Here is a 16428-nt window from a genome sequence, read left to right on the forward strand (position 1 = left end):
GGCCCCAACAGCGTTATTCGCTCGGCGGCGTATAGCCTTCGATGTGCACGTCGTGCCCTTCGAACAGGAACTTGATCATTTCCTCTTCCAGCAGCTTGCGGTCGTCCACGTTCATCATGTTCAGCTTCTTCTCGTTGATCAGCATGGTCTGCTTCTTCATCCACTCGCCCCAGGCTTCCTTGGAGATCTCGTTGTAGATGCGCTTGCCGACGTCACCGGGATAAAGCTGGAAGTCCTGGCCTTCGGCGTCGCGCTGCAGGAAAGTACAAAAAATGGTGCGGCTCATGCTAATTCCTCATCGATGGCGCTATCGCCATATAAGTTTTGTTGGATCGGGGGCTGCTTCGCCAGCTGTTGCAACAGGCGATCCACCGGCGCTGCCAGCCCGACCGACGGCGGCTGCGCTAAGTTATACCAGAGACCTGCGCCCTCATCCATGCCGCTGCCCGCCGCGTCGAGCGACAGCCACATCGGCACGATATCGAGATGGAAATGGCTGAACGTGTGGCGAAACGCGGTCAGCTGCTCCAGGCACTTGCCTTTCAGACCGCGCTGCTGCAGCCAGAGTTCCAAATCCACGCGCGCGCTGAACTGCGGGAAGCAGAACAGGCCGCCCCACAGGCCCACCGCCGGGCGCTGCTCCAGCCACACCCGGTCGCCGTGCTGCAGCAATAAGAAGTAGGCGGTTTTTTCCGGCAGGGTCTGCTTGGGTTTCTTGCCGGGGTAGTTGGCCCAGCTGTGGTTGGCGTAAGACAGGCAGCCGACGTTGAGCGGGCAGAGTTCGCACTTGGGCTTGGAGCGGGTGCAGACCATGGCGCCCAGATCCATCATTGCCTGGTTGAACTGGCCGACGCCCTGCGCCGGGGTGACCTCTTCGCTGATTTTCCACAGCCGGTTTTCGACTTCTTTCTTGCCCGGCCAACCCTCCACCGCGTAGCAGCGGGCCAGCACGCGCTTCACGTTGCCGTCGAGGATCGGATAGTGTTGGCCCAGCGCCAACGACAGCACCGCGCCGGCGGTAGAGCGGCCGACGCCCGGTAAATCGGCGATTTCTGCGAAGGTTGTCGGGAACTCGCCGCCGTGCTGTGCGACAATGGTCTGCGCCGCCTTGTGCAGGTTACGGGCGCGGGCGTAATAGCCGAGGCCGGTCCACAGATGCAGCACTTCATCGAGTGGGGCTTCCGCCAGCGCGCGCACGTTGGGAAAACGGGCCATAAAGCGCTGAAAATAAGGAATGACGGTGGCAACCTGGGTCTGTTGCAACATCACCTCGGAGAGCCATACTTGATAGGCGGTTTTTTCCAGCTGCCACGGCAGGGTCTTGCGACCGTAGCGCTGATACCAGTCAAGCACCACCTGTGCGAATTGTTGTGCTTGCATCATGAGCAGCGTCGTTATCCGGCAGAAAATGAAGCGAGATTGCAGCATAGAGTCATGGTGCTGTAAACCGGAACTTTCCGACGCCGCACGGCGGGTACAGAAGATGAACACTTGCTAAACCAATGTATCTTTGCATAATGCGCGTTTCCCTAATTGGCAGCCAAACAGACAGAAAGCACTATGATTAATGACGTCATCTCCCCGGAATTTGATGAGAACGGCCGCGCGATGCGCCGTATCCGCAGTTTTGTCCGCCGCCAGGGGCGGCTGACCAAAGGCCAGCAGCACGCGCTGGAGAACTATTGGCCGGTGATGGGCGTGGAGTATCAGGCTGACGCTGTCGATCTCGCCGCGCTGTTCGGCCGCGACGCGCCGACGGTGCTGGAGATCGGTTTTGGCATGGGCGCCTCGCTGGTGACCATGGCGGGCAACAACCCGCAGCAGAACTTTTTAGGGATCGAAGTGCACTCGCCGGGCGTGGGCGCCTGCCTGGCCGACGCCCACGAGGCGAAGCTGAGCAACCTGCGCGTGATGTGCCACGACGCGGTTGAGGTGTTGGAAAACATGATCCCGGACGGCTCGCTGGATATGGTGCAGCTGTTCTTCCCCGATCCGTGGCACAAGGCGCGGCATAACAAGCGCCGCATCGTGCAAACGCCGTTTGTCGAACTGGTGCTGCGCAAGCTGAAGACCGGCGGCGTCTTCCACATGGCCACCGATTGGCAACCTTATGCGGAACATATGTTAGAGGTTATGAACGGGGTCGCAGGCTACCGTAATCTTTCCAGCGATAATGATTACGTGCCGCGTCCGGATTCGCGCCCACTGACGAAATTTGAATTACGCGGCCAGCGCCTGGGACATGGCGTTTGGGACTTGATGTTTGAGAGGAAAGAATAATGGCTAAGAACCGCAGTCGTCGTTTACGTAAAAAGTTGCACATTGAAGAATTTCAGGAGCTGGGTTTCTCCGTAGCCTGGCGCTTCGCCGAAGGCACGTCGGTGGAAGACATCGACAGCACGCTGGATACCTTCATCGATGAAGTGATCGAGCCGAACGGCCTGGCGTTTGACGGCAGCGGCTACCTGCAGTGGGAAGGTCTGATCTGCCTGCAGAAGATCGGCCACTGCACCGACGAGCAGCGCGAGCTGGTGAAAAACTGGCTGGAAGCGCGCAAACTGACCGACGTTAAGGTCAGCGATCTGTTCGATATCTGGTGGGATTGATCGCGCTTGCCCGATGAGCGCGGCTTCGCGCCGCGCCGTTTTATTGATCTAAGGTGCCTTAACGGCGCCTTTGTTTTGCCCGGAGTGTGACCGAGGTGGTAACAACATTGGATAACGCGTTGCTGGAGGAGATCCTGCAACAGGTGCGCCCGCTGATTGGTCAGGGGAAAGTGGCCGATTACATCCCGGCGTTGGCGGAAGTGCCCGCCGATCGGCTGGCGATCGCCGTCTGCACGGTGGACGGCGAACTGTTCCAGGCCGGCGACGCCGCGGAGCGCTTCTCCATTCAGTCGATCTCCAAAGTGCTGAGCCTGACGCTGGCGCTGACGCGCTATCAGGAGCCTGAGATCTGGCGGCGCGTCGGCAAAGAGCCTTCCGGCCTGCCGTTCAACTCGCTGCTGCAGCTGGAGATGGAGCAGGGCAAACCGCGCAATCCGTTTATCAACCCCGGCGCGCTGGTGGTGTGCGACATGCTGCAAACCCGGCTCAGCGCCCCCAAACAGCGCATGCTGGAGGTGGTGCGCCAGCTGGCCGGCGAAGACGACCTGGCCTATGACCTGCGGGTGGCGCGCTCCGAGTTCGAACACTCCGATCGCAATGCGGCCATCGCCTATCTGATGAAGTCGTTCGGCAACTTCGAGAACGACGTGATCACCGTGCTGCAAACCTATTTCCACTACTGTGCGCTGCGCATGAGCTGCGTGGAGCTGGCGCGCAGCTTCGTCTATCTGGCCAATCACGGCCGCGATCTCAACGGCGAGACGGTGATCAGCCCGCTGCAGGCCCGGCAGATCAACGCCCTGATGATGACCAGCGGCATGTACGACGGCGCCGGCGAATTCGCCTATCGGGTGGGGATGCCGGGCAAGTCCGGCGTGGGCGGCGGCATCGTGGCCATTGTGCCGGGCGAGCTGTCGATCGTCGTCTGGTCGCCGGAGCTGGATGCTTCCGGCAACTCGCTGGCGGGAACTGCGGCGCTGGAACTGTTGTCTCAACGTATCGGTCGTTCGATTTTTTAATCCCAATCTGGATGGGAGTCAGGAGAAGCTATGTTGAAGAAAACCGGGTTAGCCTTACTGCTGCTGGCGGCGACTGCCGCGCAGGCCCACGCCGAGTACCAATGCAGCGTTAAACCCCAGGACGATGTGATCATCAGCCCGCAGAGCGTGCAGGTGAAAGGCGCCAGCGGCGACCTGCAAATTTCGCCGGATGGCGACGTTATCCGCAACGGTCAGGCGCTGAGCCTGAACGACAGCCAGCGGCAGAAAGCCTTCAGTTACCAGAGCGCGCTGCGCAAGCAGCTGCCGTGGATCGACGACGGCGCGCAGAAACACCTGGAGAAAGCCCGCTCGGCGCTGGATAAGGTGATCGTCAAAGAGCTGGGCAGCAACAGCAACGTGCGCAACCGGCTGACCACCCTCAACGGCCAGCTGAAACAGCAGATGAACCGCATCATCGAGCACCGCAGCGACGGCCTGACCTTCCACCACAAGGCGATTGACCAGGTGGAACAGGATGGCCGCAACATCGTGCAGCAGAGCATGGGCGGCGTGCTGCAGGACAGCCTGAACGAGATGGGCGTCAAACAGGCTGCCAACAGCGGCGGCAACCCGCTGCAGGCGATCATGGGCAACCTGGGCGGCTTGCAGAAGGCGATCCAGAACGAGTGGAACAACCAGGAGCAGGACTTCCAGAACTTCGGTCACGACGTTTGCAACCGCGTCACCGCACTGGAAACCCAGCGCAAGGATCTGCTGAAGGCGTTGAAGTGATTTAAGAATCTTCTCGGCAGTATGTTTTTTGACCTTCTTAAGCTTATCTGACAGACTGGTCAAACTACGTACAGATTTATGGATGTTTACGGAGGACGCTATGAGCCATACACGTTACGAAACCGATGTTGTTGCCTGGGCAAATGAACAGGCCGCTCTTTTGCGCTCCGGAAAATTGTCTGAGATCGATATTGAAAAGATCGCCGAGGAGATTGAGGACGTGGGGAAGAGCGAGCAAAGGGAACTTGCTAGCCGGATGACGGTGCTGATTGCACATTTGCTTAAATGGAAATATCAGCCGGCCAGGCGCGGAACAAGTTGGGAGAGAACGATTAAAGCGCAGCGCAAAGAGGTGCTTTACAGCTTGAAAGAGTCTCCCAGCCTAAAAGGTAAACTGGGCGATGCTGATTGGCTGGATGTCGTCTGGTCGAAGGCCGTTGCGCTCGCCACGGCCGAAACTGGGCTGGATGTGTATCCGGAAAACGGCATCTGGGAAACTCGGCAGATTCTGTCTCAGACGTTTTACCCAGATTAACACCAATAAAAAAGCGCTGATTATTCAGCGCTTTTTTTTACTCGTCGTCCGCCAGGAACAGTTCCAGCAGCGAGTTGAGGAACAGTTTGCCCTTCTCGGTGATTTGCCAGTGCTCCGCGGTTTCTTCCAGATAGCCTTTGGCCAGCGCTTCGTCCAGCTGCGGGCGAATGACGCTTTCCGCCAGCCCGGTGTAGTTGACGAAGTCGGCGCGCGGCGCAGCTTCCAGCAGGCGGAAGCGGTTCATGAAGAATTCGAACGGCCGATCCGCCGCCGCCACCTCATGCTGCCTGTCCATGTAGTCGCCGCGCATAAAGCCGCGCGGGTGCTTGGTCTTGGCGGTGCGCAGGATGCGCCCGTCGCTGAAGGTCACCTTGCCGTGCGCGCCGCAGCCGATCCCCAGATAGTCGCCGAAGCGCCAGTAGTTGAGGTTGTGCTGGCATTGGTAGCCCGGTTTGGCATAGGCCGAAGTTTCATACTGCTGATAGCCGGCGGCGCTCAGCAGCTGGTGGCCGCGTTCGAAGATATCCCACAGCGCGTCGTCGTCCGGCAAAACCGGCGGGCGCGAGCTGAACAGGGTGTTCGGCTCGATGGTCAGCTGATACCACGACAGGTGCGGCGGGTTCAGGGCGATAGCCTGGCGCAGATCGTCCAGCGCCTCTTCCAGCGACTGATCCGGCAGGCCGTGCATCAGATCGAGGTTGAAGCTGCGCAGGCCGAGGCCGGTCGCCAGCGTTGCCGCGCGCTTGGCCTCTTCCGGGCCGTGGATGCGCCCTAAGCGGGTCAGCTTCTCGGCGCTGAAGCTTTGCACCCCGATGGAGATGCGGTTGACGCCGGCGCGCTGGTAGCCGCTGAAGCGATCGGCCTCCACGGTGCCGGGGTTGGCCTCCATGGTGATTTCGGCGTCGTCGGCGACGCGAATGCGCGCCCGCACGCCGTCCAGCAAGGCTTGCATCGCCTCTGCGCTCAGCAGGCTGGGGGTGCCGCCGCCGATGAAGATGGTGCTTATCTCCCGGCCGCCGGCCAGCGGCAGATCGGCATCCAGATCCGCCAACAGATGATCGACGTACTCCTGATGCGGCACGTCACCCTTCAGCGCATGGGAGTTGAAGTCGCAGTACGGGCATTTCTGCACGCACCACGGGATGTGAATGTAGAGACTCAGCGGGGGCAGCTTAAGCATTGCGCATGGCTTCCAACATCAGCGTCAGCGCCTTGCCGCGGTGCGAAATCGCCCGCTTCTCGTCGCGGCTCAGCTCGGCGGCGGTGCGGCCCAGCTCCGGCACGTAGAAGACAGGATCGTAACCGAAGCCGCCTTCGCCGGCGGCCTGCTCGGTGATCTCACCGGCCCAGCTGCCGTGGAACACCAGCGGCGTCGGATCTTCTGCATGGCGCAGATAGACCAGCACGCAGTGGAATTGCGCGCCGCGCCGGCCCGGCGCTACGTCTTTCAGCGCCGCCAGCAGCTTATCGAGGTTCTGCCGATCGTCGGCATCTTCACCGGCATAGCGTGCGGAGTAGATGCCCGGCGCGCCGCCCAGCGCGTCGACTGCCAGGCCGGAGTCGTCGGCGATCGCCGGCAGGCCGGTGACCTGTGCCGCATGGCGCGCTTTCAGAATGGCGTTTTCGATAAACGTCAGCCCGGTCTCTTCGGCGGATTCCACGCCGAGATCGGTTTGCGCGACCACGTCCAGGCCGAAATCGGCCAACAGGTCGGCAAGTTCGCGCACTTTGCCCGGGTTACCGGTGGCAAGAACGACTTTTTGCATAATGACTACCTTGAAAATTATTCGATGAGCGCCGCGACCACGGCGGGGATCTGTTGCGGATTCACGATGCGTAACTGTTTATGCCGCCCCAGTTCGCCTTTCTCGATGGTGACGCTGCTTTTCGCCACTTTGAACTGCTTGGCGATAAACTTGATCAAATGGGCGTTGGCTTGGCCGTCGACCGGCGGGGCGGTGATGGCGACTTTCAGTTCGTCGCCATGCAAGCCGATAATTTGGTCGCGGCTGGCTTTCGGCTGAATATATAGCCTGATCGCCAGCCCGTCCAGCACCGGAGTGACTGCACTCACAGCAGGAACCAAAGTTGGGGGAACAGATCCATGCCCAGGTAGTTGAGCAGATAGAGGATCAGGATTACCACCATGGCGGAAAAGTCGATGCCGCCCATCGCCGGGATGATGCGACGGATCGGCGCCATCAAGGGTTCGGTCAGCTGGTACATCACGTAGTCGATCGGGCTGCGGCCCTGGCTTACCCAGCTCATCAGCGCACGAATGATCATTACCCAGAAGATCAGGTAGCCGACGGACTTCACCAGCGAGATCAGGCCGAACAGCAGGTTATAGGGGCTGAGCGATATCGCGCCGTCCTGGATCAGCAGCAGCAACGGGTACTTGATAGTCATCAGCAGGAACGCCAGCAGCAGCGAAGCGCTGTCGATAGGCCCCAGCGACGGGAGGATGCGGCGCAGCGGGCCGACCACGGGTTGGGTGATCTTCACCACAAACTGCGAGAACGGGTTGTAAAAATCGGTGCGCGCCCACTGCATCCAAATGCGCAGCAACAGCACCATCACGTACAGATCAACAACGGTCTTGACCAGGAAAGTCAGCGTTAGCATGAAGTGGTCCTTCTCCTTAACTCGCGGTTATTTAAAATAATTTTTCCATCTCTTGCGCACGGGAAACGGCGGCCTGCATCGCTTGCGCCACGGTTTCCGGCAGTTGGCGTTCGTTGAACACCCGCAGCGCTTCGGCGGTGGTGCCGCCTTTGGAGGTCACCTGCTCGCGCAGCGTGCCCAGCGGCGTATCCGGGTTGGCTTCAACCAGCGCGGCGGCGCCGGAAGCGGCCTGTTGCACCAGATCGCGCGCGGTCTGGCTGTCGAAGCCCATGCGTTCGGCCTCTTTCTGCATCGCCTCCATAAACAGGAAGAAATAGGCCGGGGCGCTGCCCGCGGCGGCGATCACGCCGTTGATGCCATTTTCGTCATCGACCCAGCAAACTTTACCGACCGACGCCATTAAATCGCCGGTGTAGTCGCGATCCTGCCGGCTGACCTGCTCCGGTGCGTACAACCCGCTCATGCCCTTGCCGACCAGCGACGGGGTGTTGGGCATGATGCGCACGATGTTCAGCTTGTCGCCGAGCAGCTGATAGAAACGGCTGACCTGAATACCGGCGGCGATCGACAGCACCAGCTTGCCGCTGAAATCGACCTGCTCGCGCAGCGGCTGGCAAACGTCGGCCATCAGCTGCGGTTTGACCGCCAGCACCACCACGTCGGCCGCGCGCGCACAGGCGACGTTGTCGCCGCTGCTGACGATGCCGTAGTCCGCCGCCAGCGCGTCACGGTTTTTCGCCGAAGGGGCGCAGACGCTGATGGATTTGGCTGGATAGCCGCCCGCCACCAGGCCGGCGATGATTGCACGCGCCATGTTGCCGGCGCCGATAAAGGTAATCTTGCGATGTTGCATCAAATCCCTCGTCTGTTTGTCAGGCCTGCGAGTAGTCGCGGGCGCCAAAAATTGCGGTGCCGATGCGCACCAGGGTGCTGCCAGCGGCGATCGCCGCCGCCATGTCGTCCGTCATGCCCATCGACAGCGTATCGGCCTGCGGATAACGCTGACGCAGGGCGAGAAAGGCATCGTTCATCCGGCTGAATACCGCCAGCTGCCGCTGATAATCCGCTTCCGGCGCCGGGATGGCCATCAGGCCGCGCAGCGTCAGGTTCGGCAGTGCGGCGATCGCTTCGGCCAACGCCGGCAGCTCGGCCAGCGCGATGCCGGATTTACTCTGCTCATCGCTGATGTTGATTTGAATCAGCACGTTGAGTGGCGGCATACCGGCCGGGCGCTGATCGCTCAGGCGCTGGGCGATACGCAGCCGATCCACGGTATGACACCAGGCGAAGTGTTCCGCCACCAGCCGACTCTTATTGGATTGCAGCGGGCCGATAAAGTGCCACACCAACTCGCCGCTCTGCGGCGACTCGGCGAAATGCCGGATCTTGTCTACCCCTTCCTGCACGTAGTTCTCGCCGAAGGCGCGCTGGCCGGCGGCGATGGCTTCTTCGATCGCCGCCACAGGTTTGGTTTTGCTGACTGCAAGCAGAGCAACTTCTTCTGGCGCCCGCGCGCAGTTTTGCGCGGCGGCCGCGATGCGGTTTCTGACATCCTGCAGGTTCTGTTGGATAGTGCTCATTATTGACCCGGGAGAGTGATATGGATATCGATGAATTCGTGGCCCTTAGTGTAAAGCATAATGCTTCCGATCTGCACCTTTGTGCCGGTCATCCGCCGATGTTGCGCATCGACGGTGAACTGCAGCCGCTGGCGGCGGCGCCAACGCTGACGGCGCAAGGCGTGCAGGCCCTCTGCGACGGATTGCTGAATGCGCAGCAGCGCGAGAGCCTGCGGCGGCTGGGGCAGATCGATCTGGCGCTGCACAGGCCGGGTGGGGAGCGGCTGCGGGCCAACGTTTTTCAGCAACGCGCGGGGATGTCTCTCGCATTGCGGCGCATCGCCGGGCAGGCGCCTTCGCTTGCCGAGCTGGCGGCCCCGGCCATCGTCCCGGCACTGCTGCGGCGCGACGACGGGCTTCTCCTGGTCACCGGCGCCACCGGCAGCGGCAAGTCCACCACGCTGGCGGCGATGATCGACGAGATCAACCGGCACCAGCCGCGGCACATTTTAACGCTGGAGGATCCGATCGAATTCCTGCACCGCAGCCGGCGATCGCTGATTCAGCAGCGAGAGATCGGCCGCGACAGTCACAGCTTCGATACGGCGTTGCGCGCTGCGCTGCGCGAAGATCCGGATGTGATCCTGCTGGGCGAGCTGCGCGATGTCGCCACCATTCGGCTGGCGCTCACCGCGGCGGAGACCGGCCATCTGGTGCTGGCGACGCTGCACACCCGCAGCGCGCCGCAGGCGGTGGAACGGCTGGTGGACGTGTTTCCGGCGGAAGAGAAACCCTATGTGCGCGCCCAGCTGGCCGGCAGCCTGCAGGCGGTGATCGCGCAAAAGCTGATTCGGCGGCCCGGCGGCGGGCGAGTGGCGATCTTTGAGGTGCTGACGGCGACGGCGGCGGTCAGCAACCTGATCCGCGAAGGGAAAACCCATCAGTTGGCGAGCGTGTTGCAAACCGGCGCGCAGTCCGGCATGCAAACCTTTGAGCAAGGTTTGCAGCAGCGGATCGACGCCGGCGTGTTGGGGGATTGTGTTGGCGAAGGGGCGGGGAGTTAACCCAGCTGCCGTTCGAACCAGCTTTCGAGGATCACCACCGCAGAGGCGGAATCCACGCTGCCTTTGTCGAGCGCGCGGAAGCCGCCGCGATCGAACAGGTTGGCGCGCGCTTCCACGGTGCTCAGGCGCTCGTCATGCAGATCGATCTGGATGCCGAAGCGGCCGTGCAGGCGGTTGGCGAACTTGCGCGCCTGGGCGGTCACCGGTTGTTCGGTGCCATCCATGTTCAGAGGCAGGCCGACCACCACCAGATCCGGCTGCCACTCCTTCAGCAGCTTTTCGATTTTCAGCCAGTCCGGCGAGCCGTCCTGCGCTTTGAAGGCCGGCAGGGCGCGGGCGCTGCCGGTCAACTCCTGGCCGACGGCCGCGCCGATGCTTTTGGTGCCGAAGTCGAAGGCGATAATGGTGCGGTTGCTCATCAGGCGTGTCCTGCGTGGTTGGCGATGCTGCGAATGTCGATACCCAGAAGGTTCCCCGCCTCGCGCCAACGGCTGGCGATCGGCGTGCGGAACAGAATGTCGGTGTTGGCCTCGATGGTCAGCCAGGCATTTTCCAACACCTCCTGCTCCAGCTGGCCCTTTTCCCAACCCGCATAACCCAGCGCCACCAGCACGTCGTCCGGCTGTTCTGGGGTGCCGAGCGTTTCCAGCACGTCTTTCGAGGTGGTGATCATGGTGTTGGGGGAAATTTGAATGCTGGCACCGAAGCCGTGGCGCGGCGTATGCAGGATAAACCCGCGATCGTCCGCCAGCGGGCCGCCGGCGAACACCGGCTTGTCCAGGCTGATGGCCGGATCGCGCGCAGGCGGCATGATCTTCAGCTTGCTCAGTACCGTGGCTACCGTGAACTGCTCCACCGGTTTATTGATCACCAAACCCATGGCGCCTTCTTCGTTGTGCTCGCAGACGTAAATCACCGAGCGCTTGAAGCGAGGATCCTGCAGGGTGGGCATGGCGATCAGAAAATGGTGCTGTAAATTCATGGCGTTAGTATAAGGTAATCAATGGGTGAGAAAATAAACAGCCGCCAGTATGCGGCTATACCCGCCGCCTTTCAAGCCGCGTACAAAGGCGTGCTTTGGCGGGCGCGATGCAGGATAGCGGGCGGCAGGCCGCCCGCATGACGCATTACTTCGCCGCCAGGCGCTTTTCAATCGCGTCCATCAGCATGCCGGTAATCGAGATCGGGAATGCCGCCTCAATTTCGCGCGCGCAGGTTGGGCTGGTCACGTTGATTTCGGTCAGGCGATCGCCGATCACGTCCAGGCCGACGAAGATCAGCCCTTTCTCTTTCAGCGTCGGCGCGACAGCGCGGGCGATTTTCCAGTCGCTCTCGCTCAGCGGACGCGCTTCGCCGCGGCCGCCGGCCGCCAGGTTGCCACGGGTTTCGCCCTGCGCCGGAATGCGCGCCAGGCAGTAAGGCACCGGCTCGCCGTCGACGACCAGAATGCGTTTGTCGCCGTCCTTGATCGCCGGCAGGAAGTTCTGCGCCATGCAGAAACGGCTGCCGTGTTCGGTCAGGGTTTCGATGATCACCGACAGGTTAGGATCGTCCTGCTTCACGCGGAAGATAGACGCGCCGCCCATGCCGTCCAGCGGCTTCAGGATGACGTCGCCGTGCTGCTGGTGGAATTTGCGGATGTGCGCGGCGCTGCGGCTGACCAGCGTGTCCGGCGTCAGTTCCGGGAACCAGGCGGTGAACAGCTTCTCGTTGCAGTCGCGCAGGCTTTGCGGCTTGTTGACCACCAGCGTGCCTTTGACTTCGGCGCGCTCCAGAATGTAGGTCGCGTAGATGTATTCGGTATCGAACGGCGGATCCTTGCGCATCAGGATCACGTCCAGATCGTGCAGCGCCAGATCCTGCTCGCTGCCGAAGCTGAACCAGTTCTCCTTGTCTTCCTTCACGCTCAGCAGGCGGGTGCGGGCGCGCCCGTCACCGGCGTGCAGATAGAGATCGTTCATCTCCATGTAGTGCAATTCGTAACCGCGGCGCTGCGCTTCGAGCAGCATGGCGAAGCTGGTGTCTTTCTTGATGTTGATGGAGTCGATAGGGTCCATCACGATGCCGAGCTTAATCATCTTTTCTCCTTTAACCCAGGTCGCCGAAGCGGACCTGCAGAGCGGTAATGGCGGTGAGCGCTGTGGTTTCGGTACGCAGCACGCGTGGCCCCAGCAGAATATCAGTAAATCCGTGGTTGGTGGTCATGGCGATTTCGTCGGCGGACAAACCGCCTTCCGGGCCGATCAGCAGGCGGACGCGGTCTACCGGCTGCGGCAGCGTGTTGATGCTGTGGCTGGCGCGCGGATGCAGGTTGAGCTTCAGGCTGCCGTCCTGCTCGGCGCACCAGGCTTCCAGCGACATCGCCTCGCGGATTTCGGGAATGCGGTTACGGCCACACTGTTCGCAGGCGGCGATGGCGATCTTTTGCCATTGCTGGATTTTCTTCGCCAGACGCTCGCCGTCCAGTTTGACGCCGCAGCGCTCGGAAAACAGCGGGGTAATGACGTTGACGCCCAGCTCGATGGACTTCTGAATGGTGAACTCCATCTTCTCGCCGCGCGAGATCACCTGGCCCAGATGCAGGTTGAGCGGCGATTCGATGTCATCCACGCGGCCGTCGCCGAGGCGCACCAGCACGCTCTTTTTGTCCACCCGAACTATCTCGGCGTCGAACACCTGGTTGCTGCCGTCGAACAGTTGCAGCGCCTGGCCGGCGCTCATGCGCAGCACGCGGCCGACGTGGTTGGCGGCGTCCTCGCTCAGGGCGATCTCCGCCCGATCGGTCAACGGCTGCGGATGGTAAATGCGGGGTATGCGCATGGGTAGTCTGATCCTGACGAAACGGCGCCGCGGGTTGGCGGCGCCATGAAAGATAAAGGCTATAGTAGGTTAGCTTTTCCGCTGCTGACAAGCCTGTTGAATATAGGGGTTGTGGTTGCCCTGCACCTTGGCGATACGTGCTTCACGCTGACATTCCCATTGGCTCACCGGATATTGCCGGTTCCACACCTCGAACAGCTGGGTTTGCTGGCGTGACAGCCGCAGCTGGTAGCGATCGCGCATGTAGAAGTAGGTGCGGGCAATGGCGCCGCGGGCGCGGGCGGGCGGCTCCGCCTGTTTATTCTTGAAGTCCACCTTCATCGGGCATTGCCCGTATTGGCCTTCACCGCCGTTCCATTGGCTGTACATGAAGTTATTGCGGTCGCCGTTCACTTCGCCGATCGCCGGCTGCAGGTTGTGCAGATCGGTTTCTATCTGGCGATAGGTGGCGTCTTTGTTGCAGTTCTTGCGCCCGCCGTCCTGCCAGCACTGCAGCTGGTGGCCGAACTGCCAGGCCGGCACCACGTGTTCCCACTCGATGCGCTGCGCGCGTTGGGCGTTTTTACGCACCTGATAGCCGCAACCGGCGAGATCCGGGATGCCCTTCTTGCCTTGCCAGTCGATGCGGCAGCCGCAGTAAAAACTGCCCGGCGCATCCTGGTTAATCTTGGCCGCCGCCGCCTTGGCCTGAGAAAAATTATTGATGCCGTGCGCCTGTACGGCGCCTGCGGCGAAAACCGCCATAAACAAAATTCTGCGAAGCATATTCCAAAACAGCTCAAAATTGGAAAAGCAGGCAGGGTAACGGAACTTTCCGGCAGTGGCAAATGGCGATATTTGCTTGTTTTAACGTATAAATCGTTTAACTAAAGGTTCTCGCTAGCAAGAAATTTCAGTTTTTCGCCGCACCGGCGGCAGCGGTATTCGCTTTCGCCGCGCAGCACGCGGTTATGGCGGCGAATGGTGAGCTGGTGCTGTCCGCAGCCGCAGCGGTAGGGGAAGGTTTTGCTTTGCACCGAGGCGGTTTCGAAACGGTGAGTGCGGCTGGCGGGGGTCAGCAGTACGCTTTCCATCATCCAGCGCCATTCGCGGCCGTGCGGCGCCACCCGGCCGAATTGGCGAAACACCAGCAGGTGCGCCAGCTCGTGCGGCACCACTTCATCGATAAACGGCTGTTGGTTTTCCAGCAACAGCACCGGGTTCAGACGGATTTCCCAGCTTTGCAGCCAGGCGGTGCCCGCGCTGGTGCCGCGTTGCTGATAGACGATGCTGGGTTCGGGGAACTCGACGGCAAAATGCCGGCGTGCCAACTGCAGCTTTTCTCGCAGGCAGCGCATCACCGCTTGTTGCAGCGCGATGGGGATTCTTGGTTTGTTCATTGCGGCCTAGCTTAAGCAATGGCGCGGCGGCTGACAATATGTCCCGGCCTAAATCCGCATCCGACGCTTTCTTGGCGCTGCGCGCCGGTTTTTCGCCACATTGATAAGACGATCGCCGCCGATGGATTGTAATCAATGTGTTAACTGCGGGATAATAAAGCGTGCATGATGAGCCTGTACCCGCAGTTCTCACCGAGCAAGGTTGAAACGCCGCCTGTGGTAATCCCTTACGCAAAGAGCGGTTATTTTGCGATTTGGCGCAATAACTGACTGATTAAAAATACGTAAGGTGGAGGCAGTTTTTTGACAAGGCGCCGAGCCGTGCGCCGCAAGTGTGAATTTAACGCAGCTGATGTTGCAAGTGAGAGATCAATGTCGAATAAACCGTTCCACTATCAAGATCCGTTCCCGCTGAAGAAAGACGATACCGAATACTACCTGCTGAGCCGCGACCACGTTTCCGTGAGCGAATTTGAAGGCCAGGAAATTCTGAAAGTTGCCCCTGAAGCGTTAACCCTGCTTGCCCAGCATGCGTTCCACGACGCCTCGTTCATGCTGCGCCCGGCGCACCAGCAGCAGGTGGCCGATATCCTCGACGATCCGGACGCCAGCGAAAACGACAAGTACGTTGCGCTGCAATTTCTGCGTAACTCAGAAATCGCCGCCAAGGGTATTTTACCGACCTGCCAGGACACCGGCACGGCGATCATCGTCGGCAAAAAGGGCCAGCGCGTCTGGACCGGCGGCGGCGATGAAGCGGCGTTGTCGCGCGGGGTGTACAACACCTACATCGAAGAGAACCTGCGCTATTCGCAGAACGCCGCGCTGGATATGTATAAAGAGGTCAATACCGGCAGCAACCTGCCGGCGCAGATCGATCTCTACAGCGTGGACGGCGAAGAGTACAAGTTCCTGTGCATCGCCAAGGGCGGCGGTTCCGCCAACAAAACCTATCTGTATCAGGAAACCAAGGCGCTGCTGTCGCCGGGCAAACTGAAAAACTACCTGGTCGACAAGATGCGCACGTTAGGCACCGCGGCTTGCCCGCCGTACCACGTGGCGTTCGTCATCGGCGGCACCTCGGCGGAAGCGACGCTGAAAACCGTCAAGCTGGCCTCGACCAAGTATTACGATGGCCTGCCGACCGAAGGCAACGAGCATGGCCAGGCGTTCCGCGATCTGGAACTCGAAGCGGAACTGCTGCAAGAAGCGCAGAACCTGGGTCTGGGCGCGCAGTTCGGCGGCAAATACTTCGCGCACGATATCCGCGTGGTGCGCCTGCCGCGCCACGGAGCGTCCTGCCCGGTCGGCATGGGCGTCTCCTGCTCGGCGGACCGCAACATCAAAGGCAAGATCAACCGCGACGGCATCTGGCTGGAAAAACTGGAGCACAATCCGGGTAAATTCATTCCTCAGGAACTGCGTCAGGCCGGGGAAGGCGAGGCGATCAAAGTCGATCTCAACCGCCCGATGGCCGAGATCCTTAAACAGCTGTCGCAGTACCCGGTTTCCACCCGCCTGTCGCTGAGCGGCACCATCATCGTCGGCCGCGATATCGCGCACGCCAAGCTGAAAGAGCGTCTGGATCGCGGTGAAGGCCTGCCGCAGTACGTCAAGGATCACCCGATCTACTACGCCGGCCCGGCCAAAACGCCGGAGGGCTACGCGTCCGGTTCGTTGGGGCCAACCACCGCCGGGCGTATGGACTCTTACGTCGATCTGCTGCAATCCCACGGCGGCAGCATGATCATGCTGGCGAAAGGCAACCGCAGCCAGCAGGTGACGGATGCCTGCCACAAGCACGGCGGCTTCTACCTCGGCAGCATCGGCGGCCCGGCGGCGGTGCTGGCGCAGCAGAGCATCAAGAGCCTGGAGTGCGTGGAGTATCCTGAGCTGGGTATGGAAGCGATCTGGAAAATCGAAGTGGAGGATTTCCCGGCGTTTATCCTGGTGGATGACAAAGGCAATGACTTCTTCCAGAAGATCCAGGCCGGTCAGTGCTCCAGCTGCCTGAAATAAGCGCGGCCCCCTTCGCCGCCTGCGGGCGGTGAAGGGGAGTGTGTAAAGT

Annotated in this window: 21 protein-coding genes; 7 read left to right on the forward strand and 14 right to left on the reverse strand. The window is 60.9% G+C overall.

Annotation, left to right across the window (positions count from 1 at the left end; all coding sequences use genetic code 11):
* Positions 1–13: 13 nt before the first annotated feature.
* Entirely contained in the window at positions 14–286 is a 273-nt protein-coding gene (locus tag ACUXAC_RS20145) for an oxidative damage protection protein (RefSeq protein WP_004937404.1), read from the reverse strand.
* Positions 283–1383: an A/G-specific adenine glycosylase gene (mutY, locus tag ACUXAC_RS20150; protein WP_213588229.1), complete on the reverse strand. Its 1101-nt coding sequence runs from the start codon at positions 1381–1383 to the stop codon at positions 283–285. The genes ACUXAC_RS20145 and mutY overlap by 4 nt, the downstream gene beginning before the upstream one ends.
* Before the next feature lie 177 nt (positions 1384–1560).
* Between mutY and trmB the strand changes: the two genes are divergently transcribed.
* The 5 genes from trmB to ACUXAC_RS20175 all read left to right on the forward strand — a co-directional run bounded on the left by trmB (position 1561) and on the right by ACUXAC_RS20175 (position 4913).
* Complete coding sequence (gene trmB, locus ACUXAC_RS20155; RefSeq protein WP_033654659.1) at positions 1561–2280, forward strand: tRNA (guanosine(46)-N7)-methyltransferase TrmB; 720 nt, start codon at positions 1561–1563, stop codon at positions 2278–2280.
* Complete coding sequence (locus tag ACUXAC_RS20160) at positions 2280–2606, forward strand: YggL family protein (protein ID WP_019456098.1); 327 nt, start codon at positions 2280–2282, stop codon at positions 2604–2606. Before trmB ends, ACUXAC_RS20160 begins: the two co-directional genes overlap by 1 nt.
* Before the next feature lie 95 nt (positions 2607–2701).
* Positions 2702–3625, forward strand: a complete 924-nt coding sequence (gene glsB / locus ACUXAC_RS20165; protein WP_033649631.1) for a glutaminase B — start codon at positions 2702–2704, stop codon at positions 3623–3625.
* A gap of 30 nt (positions 3626–3655) precedes the next feature.
* Positions 3656–4378: a YggN family protein gene (locus ACUXAC_RS20170; RefSeq protein ID WP_060441034.1), complete on the forward strand. Its 723-nt coding sequence runs from the start codon at positions 3656–3658 to the stop codon at positions 4376–4378.
* Positions 4379–4478: 100 nt separating this feature from the next.
* Positions 4479–4913 (forward strand): DUF29 domain-containing protein, encoded by a 435-nt coding sequence (locus tag ACUXAC_RS20175; RefSeq protein ID WP_141966646.1) that lies wholly within the window; start codon positions 4479–4481, stop codon positions 4911–4913.
* A gap of 37 nt (positions 4914–4950) precedes the next feature.
* On the opposite strand, the gene hemW is transcribed toward ACUXAC_RS20175, so the two are convergent.
* The 6 genes from hemW to ACUXAC_RS20205 are packed head-to-tail and all read right to left on the reverse strand — an operon-like array spanning position 4951 to position 9118.
* The gene (hemW, locus tag ACUXAC_RS20180; protein WP_387445357.1) at positions 4951–6093 is read right to left on the reverse strand and encodes a radical SAM family heme chaperone HemW; all 1143 of its coding nucleotides are present in this window, start codon (positions 6091–6093) and stop codon (positions 4951–4953) included.
* Positions 6086–6679, reverse strand: coding sequence for an XTP/dITP diphosphatase (locus ACUXAC_RS20185; RefSeq protein ID WP_060422645.1), 594 nt, complete (start codon positions 6677–6679; stop codon positions 6086–6088). Before ACUXAC_RS20185 ends, hemW begins: the two co-directional genes overlap by 8 nt.
* A gap of 17 nt (positions 6680–6696) precedes the next feature.
* Positions 6697–6987: a DUF167 family protein YggU gene (yggU, locus tag ACUXAC_RS20190; RefSeq protein WP_033649585.1), complete on the reverse strand. Its 291-nt coding sequence runs from the start codon at positions 6985–6987 to the stop codon at positions 6697–6699.
* A complete protein-coding gene (locus ACUXAC_RS20195) occupies positions 6984–7538 on the reverse strand; it encodes a YggT family protein (protein WP_019456092.1) in 555 nt (184 codons plus the stop codon). The genes yggU and ACUXAC_RS20195 overlap by 4 nt, the downstream gene beginning before the upstream one ends.
* A gap of 31 nt (positions 7539–7569) precedes the next feature.
* Positions 7570–8391, reverse strand: coding sequence for a pyrroline-5-carboxylate reductase (gene proC / locus ACUXAC_RS20200; protein WP_087762574.1), 822 nt, complete (start codon positions 8389–8391; stop codon positions 7570–7572).
* 19 nt (positions 8392–8410) lie between these two features.
* A complete protein-coding gene (locus tag ACUXAC_RS20205; protein ID WP_060422654.1) occupies positions 8411–9118 on the reverse strand; it encodes a YggS family pyridoxal phosphate-dependent enzyme in 708 nt (235 codons plus the stop codon).
* A 20-nt stretch (positions 9119–9138) separates the two neighbouring features.
* On the opposite strand from ACUXAC_RS20205, the gene ACUXAC_RS20210 reads away from it, so the two are divergent.
* Positions 9139–10161, forward strand: coding sequence for a type IV pilus twitching motility protein PilT (locus ACUXAC_RS20210; RefSeq protein WP_060441035.1), 1023 nt, complete (start codon positions 9139–9141; stop codon positions 10159–10161).
* Here ACUXAC_RS20210 and ruvX read toward each other — a convergent pair.
* The 6 genes from ruvX to ACUXAC_RS20240 all read right to left on the reverse strand — a co-directional run bounded on the left by ruvX (position 10158) and on the right by ACUXAC_RS20240 (position 14360).
* On the reverse strand, positions 10158–10580 hold the full coding sequence (gene ruvX, locus ACUXAC_RS20215; protein ID WP_015379046.1) for a Holliday junction resolvase RuvX: 423 nt from the start codon (positions 10578–10580) through the stop codon (positions 10158–10160). The genes ACUXAC_RS20210 and ruvX overlap by 4 nt on opposite strands.
* Positions 10580–11143, reverse strand: coding sequence for a YqgE/AlgH family protein (locus ACUXAC_RS20220; RefSeq protein WP_033635940.1), 564 nt, complete (start codon positions 11141–11143; stop codon positions 10580–10582). The genes ruvX and ACUXAC_RS20220 overlap by 1 nt, the downstream gene beginning before the upstream one ends.
* A 145-nt stretch (positions 11144–11288) precedes the next feature.
* Entirely contained in the window at positions 11289–12239 is a 951-nt protein-coding gene (gene gshB, locus ACUXAC_RS20225; protein WP_047729854.1) for a glutathione synthase, read from the reverse strand.
* Between the two features lie 10 nt (positions 12240–12249).
* Positions 12250–12981 carry a 16S rRNA (uracil(1498)-N(3))-methyltransferase gene (rsmE, locus tag ACUXAC_RS20230; RefSeq protein ID WP_033635938.1) on the reverse strand — a complete coding sequence of 244 codons (732 nt, stop codon included), beginning with the start codon at positions 12979–12981 and terminating at the stop codon, positions 12250–12252.
* A gap of 69 nt (positions 12982–13050) precedes the next feature.
* Entirely contained in the window at positions 13051–13746 is a 696-nt protein-coding gene (gene endA / locus ACUXAC_RS20235) for a deoxyribonuclease I (protein WP_038879275.1), read from the reverse strand.
* Positions 13747–13847: 101 nt separating this feature from the next.
* On the reverse strand, positions 13848–14360 hold the full coding sequence (locus ACUXAC_RS20240; protein WP_016930082.1) for a SprT family zinc-dependent metalloprotease: 513 nt from the start codon (positions 14358–14360) through the stop codon (positions 13848–13850).
* A 372-nt stretch (positions 14361–14732) separates the two neighbouring features.
* Between ACUXAC_RS20240 and fumA the strand changes: the two genes are divergently transcribed.
* Positions 14733–16379, forward strand: coding sequence for a class I fumarate hydratase FumA (fumA, locus tag ACUXAC_RS20245; protein ID WP_033635936.1), 1647 nt, complete (start codon positions 14733–14735; stop codon positions 16377–16379).
* Positions 16380–16428 lie beyond the last annotated feature (49 nt).

The organism is Serratia sp. 121840015-1, from assembly GCF_053627655.1.

Excerpts from the sequence above, each read along its gene's own strand:
- ACUXAC_RS20210 (WP_060441035.1), top strand. The coding sequence starts at position 9,139 with ATGGATATCGATGAATTCGTGGCCCTTAGTGTAAAGCATAATGCTTCC.
- ACUXAC_RS20220 (WP_033635940.1), bottom strand. The coding sequence starts at position 11,143 with ATGAATTTACAGCACCATTTTCTGATCGCCATGCCCACCCTGCAGGAT.
- ruvX (WP_015379046.1), bottom strand. The coding sequence starts at position 10,580 with ATGAGCAACCGCACCATTATCGCCTTCGACTTCGGCACCAAAAGCATC.
- rsmE (WP_033635938.1), bottom strand. The coding sequence starts at position 12,981 with ATGCGCATACCCCGCATTTACCATCCGCAGCCGTTGACCGATCGGGCG.
- trmB (WP_033654659.1), top strand. The coding sequence starts at position 1,561 with ATGATTAATGACGTCATCTCCCCGGAATTTGATGAGAACGGCCGCGCG.
- ACUXAC_RS20160 (WP_019456098.1), top strand. The coding sequence starts at position 2,280 with ATGGCTAAGAACCGCAGTCGTCGTTTACGTAAAAAGTTGCACATTGAA.
- hemW (WP_387445357.1), bottom strand. The coding sequence starts at position 6,093 with ATGCTTAAGCTGCCCCCGCTGAGTCTCTACATTCACATCCCGTGGTGC.
- ACUXAC_RS20240 (WP_016930082.1), bottom strand. The coding sequence starts at position 14,360 with ATGAACAAACCAAGAATCCCCATCGCGCTGCAACAAGCGGTGATGCGC.
- ACUXAC_RS20170 (WP_060441034.1), top strand. The coding sequence starts at position 3,656 with ATGTTGAAGAAAACCGGGTTAGCCTTACTGCTGCTGGCGGCGACTGCC.
- mutY (WP_213588229.1), bottom strand. The coding sequence starts at position 1,383 with ATGATGCAAGCACAACAATTCGCACAGGTGGTGCTTGACTGGTATCAG.
- endA (WP_038879275.1), bottom strand. The coding sequence starts at position 13,746 with ATGCTTCGCAGAATTTTGTTTATGGCGGTTTTCGCCGCAGGCGCCGTA.
- gshB (WP_047729854.1), bottom strand. The coding sequence starts at position 12,239 with ATGATTAAGCTCGGCATCGTGATGGACCCTATCGACTCCATCAACATC.
- ACUXAC_RS20175 (WP_141966646.1), top strand. The coding sequence starts at position 4,479 with ATGAGCCATACACGTTACGAAACCGATGTTGTTGCCTGGGCAAATGAA.
- fumA (WP_033635936.1), top strand. The coding sequence starts at position 14,733 with ATGTCGAATAAACCGTTCCACTATCAAGATCCGTTCCCGCTGAAGAAA.
- ACUXAC_RS20205 (WP_060422654.1), bottom strand. The coding sequence starts at position 9,118 with ATGAGCACTATCCAACAGAACCTGCAGGATGTCAGAAACCGCATCGCG.
- ACUXAC_RS20185 (WP_060422645.1), bottom strand. The coding sequence starts at position 6,679 with ATGCAAAAAGTCGTTCTTGCCACCGGTAACCCGGGCAAAGTGCGCGAA.
- proC (WP_087762574.1), bottom strand. The coding sequence starts at position 8,391 with ATGCAACATCGCAAGATTACCTTTATCGGCGCCGGCAACATGGCGCGT.
- ACUXAC_RS20195 (WP_019456092.1), bottom strand. The coding sequence starts at position 7,538 with ATGCTAACGCTGACTTTCCTGGTCAAGACCGTTGTTGATCTGTACGTG.
- ACUXAC_RS20145 (WP_004937404.1), bottom strand. The coding sequence starts at position 286 with ATGAGCCGCACCATTTTTTGTACTTTCCTGCAGCGCGACGCCGAAGGC.